General features: G+C 37.5%; 3 protein-coding genes. All 3 read left to right on the forward strand.

Features of this window, described 5'->3' with window-relative positions:
• The first annotated feature begins 62 nt into the window (after positions 1–62).
• The 3 genes from NOG12_RS13015 to NOG12_RS13025 all read left to right on the forward strand — a co-directional run bounded on the left by NOG12_RS13015 (position 63) and on the right by NOG12_RS13025 (position 3014).
• A complete protein-coding gene (locus NOG12_RS13015; RefSeq protein WP_313933487.1) occupies positions 63–1430 on the forward strand; it encodes a hypothetical protein in 1368 nt (455 codons plus the stop codon).
• A gap of 124 nt (positions 1431–1554) precedes the next feature.
• Positions 1555–2052, forward strand: a complete 498-nt coding sequence (locus NOG12_RS13020; RefSeq protein WP_313933488.1) for a hypothetical protein — start codon at positions 1555–1557, stop codon at positions 2050–2052.
• Between the two features lie 11 nt (positions 2053–2063).
• Positions 2064–3014 (forward strand): ComEC/Rec2 family competence protein, encoded by a 951-nt coding sequence (locus NOG12_RS13025; RefSeq protein ID WP_313933489.1) that lies wholly within the window; start codon positions 2064–2066, stop codon positions 3012–3014.
• Positions 3015–3148 lie beyond the last annotated feature (134 nt).

Raw genomic sequence — 3148 nt, forward strand, 5'->3', positions numbered from 1 at the left:
TAAACGAACGATTACGACATGTGCCAGCACACTACACAAATGTTATGCCTCAAGGAGAATAAATGGACGTTAAGGTTTTCTCACTAGAGTCTCAAAAAGGCAAAATATATGATCGTAGGACTCGGAAGTACTTCGATGAGGTATATAAGAGTTACGCTAACGGTTGCTATAGGTCAGCTACTGTAATGCTGTGGTCGGTGGTTGTCTGCGACATAATTTTCAAACTCCAAGAGTTGCGAGATCTCTACAACGATAAGACTTCTGAAAAGATACTAATCGAGATTGAAGCTTTACAAAAAGATGATCCCTGTTCGCCAAAATGGGAGAAAGAGCTTATAAAAAAAGTGTTTGAAAGAACCCAACTCCTAGATACAGCAGCAAACCATAAAATCATGTTGATCCAAGAACACCGTCATTTATCAGCACACCCTGTAATTAGTGATGAAGATACATTATTCGAACCAACTCAAGAAATGATCCGAAGTGATATTAGGAACAGCATAGAGGTTATGTTGAGCAAACCGCCCTTTATGTCTCAGAAGATTCTTTCTACATTCTTAGAAGATCTCGAAAAAGTAAAAGATTTATTTCCCTCAGATATAGCACTTAATAAGTATATAGAGTCAAAATACTTAAGGGCTTTAAATAAAGACACTCTGGTCAAGATTTTTAAAGGTCTTTGGAAATTCTCTTTTAGATCTGAAGATGAAAAGCCTATCGAGAATAGAGGAATCAATATCAGAGCCATGAAGCTAATCTTTGATAAGGAAAAGCATTCTATGGTGGATGCCATAAAATCTGAGCCTGCATACTATTCCAATATATCGTCAGACTCTGACGCTATTAAAGCACTTATCGAGTTTATTTCCATGGAGAGAGTAGTCTATGACTCTCTGGAGGATTCCGCTAAAGAATTAATTAAACCTGTCTTGAAGGATAATCTTTCATATTTTGGTATCGCATTTTTTATATCTGACTCACCAGAACTACATGTTAAAAAACTAATAAAATGGATTACGGATAATTATTACAAAAAGTATGGTGATAATGGTCATTTCTTGAATCAAAAACACTTGGAGAAACTTAAGGCAGTATGCCAAGAGTTGGGTCTAGATTCGGAATATCGTGATTTTGGCATCGCCTGTTTTATAAGTAGTGCTGATTTTGAACGGGCTGATATGTATTTTGATCGATATATCGATAAAGATTTGGATCACTACACAAAAGAGCAATTAGAAACTCTGCTTGATGGTACGAACAAAAACAATCAATGTTACTGGAGGAATCGTTCTAGGAATGGAAATGATTCTGTGAGGATACTAAAGGTAGCTAAAGACAAATTTGAAGATGGGTTTGATTTTACTGTTTATAACAATCTACCTACTAGCAAAATGGAAGATGATTTAGAAGTAGAGTCAGGTGAGGTATAACAAGTCAAAGCACTCGGACTTGGTAAAGTTGTCACCTTTTTTGTTCCAAAAAATCCGCCAACTTCACCAACCCGGTGTTTGAGGCGTTAGCGTTTATCCAGCTTTGCACCAGAAGGGAGTAACTGTGGAAAGTATTTTAGAAAAAATTTCATCTTACAATTTGTTTAATTATTTGCTGCCGGGCGTCGTTTTATGCGTTGTTGCAGATAGGTATTTCGATATACCTCTCTTACAAGATTCAATTATTACCGGGCTATTTTTGTATTACTTTGTCGGGTTGGTCATAAGCAGGTTTGGATCAATCGTCTTGGAGCCAATTTTAAAGAAATTAAAAATAGTGAAGTTCGCTGCGTATTCAGATTTTTTAAGAGCAGTCAAAAATGACCAAAAAATTGAAATTTTGTCGGAAACGAACAATATGTACCGCTCCCTTCTCTCGGCTCTAGTGATTTTGTGCTTATTGGTTTTGGGTGACAAAATAATTAATGAATATGAAAGCTGGTCTTCTTATCTTAAATACGCGCTTCTGCCTGCGCTGCTAGTTCTCTTTGGGTTGTCGTACAGAAAGCAGTCAGAATATATTGTAAAAAGAATAAAATCTAATAACGAAAGCTCAGATTGAGAAAGCTATAGATGACAGTCAAAAGCAAAAAGACCCGATTTCGGGCTTATCAGTTAGGAAGTGCTGGCTCTTCTTTTTCTTATTTTAACGGGGATTTCTTTACGCTCATTGAAGCTCGCTATAACGAAACCAATGAAGATAGCATTAAACAAGAAATGAGATTATGCGATGTGACTAATATTAATAATCTACACATTACCTCTTGGGATAGAGATCATTGTTCACCATCTCAGCTTGAGAAAATTCTAGCAGAGTTCAATCCGAACAAGATCGAATATCCGGGATACATTCCTCACTCAGAGGCAGGGAAAGAGAGCCTAAAAATTATTAAAGCTTATGAGTTGCGAGGGAAAGGCAGTAAGAAGATTATTAGTGTAACGCCAGAATATATTGATAGCTTAGATAAAGCGGAAAATTATGGATATAAAGATACATTGCATCACCCCAAATTCATAGACGAGGAAAGCTCCAACAACAACTCAACGGTCAAACATTTTAGGTCAGGATCTTTCAATGTTTTAAGTCTGGGTGATGTTGAGGACAACAATATCGCATCAGGGCTTCGACGACAGAGGACCATTAATCAAGAGACAGATATAATGATTCTTGCGCATCATGGCGCGAGTAATGGATTCACAACTTCAGCTTTCGTGAAAGCTGTACAGCCTACAATTGCGATTGCTAGTGCAGATTATGCAAATCAATTTAAACATCCAAAGCAAGAAATAAGAGATCTTTTGTACAAAAACGATGTCAAGTTATTTACAACCAAAAGTGGAGATGTCGTGGTTTTCTCGACCGGTTCTCATACAGGGCATTACAAGCTGGTAAATTTAAAAGCGGGTAGCACTGAGGTTTCCAGTGAATGTGATTTTATTGCTCGTAAAACAAGGTTTTTAAGAAATAACACTGATACTATCAGGGCAAGAATAAACAAAGGTAATCGTGGGCCTAGGCGCTAACAAGTCAAAGCACGCGGACGTGGGAAAGCTGTCACCTTTTGTGCAAAAAGACGCACAAAAGTCGCCAGCTTCACCACGCCGGTGTTTGAGGCGTTATGTGAATAAAGCGAGATCGTAGAATGGATTTTTCACCA

Source organism: Pseudidiomarina fusca (assembly GCF_032227045.1).
In the GTDB taxonomy this organism is placed as follows: domain Bacteria; phylum Pseudomonadota; class Gammaproteobacteria; order Enterobacterales; family Alteromonadaceae; genus Pseudidiomarina; species Pseudidiomarina fusca.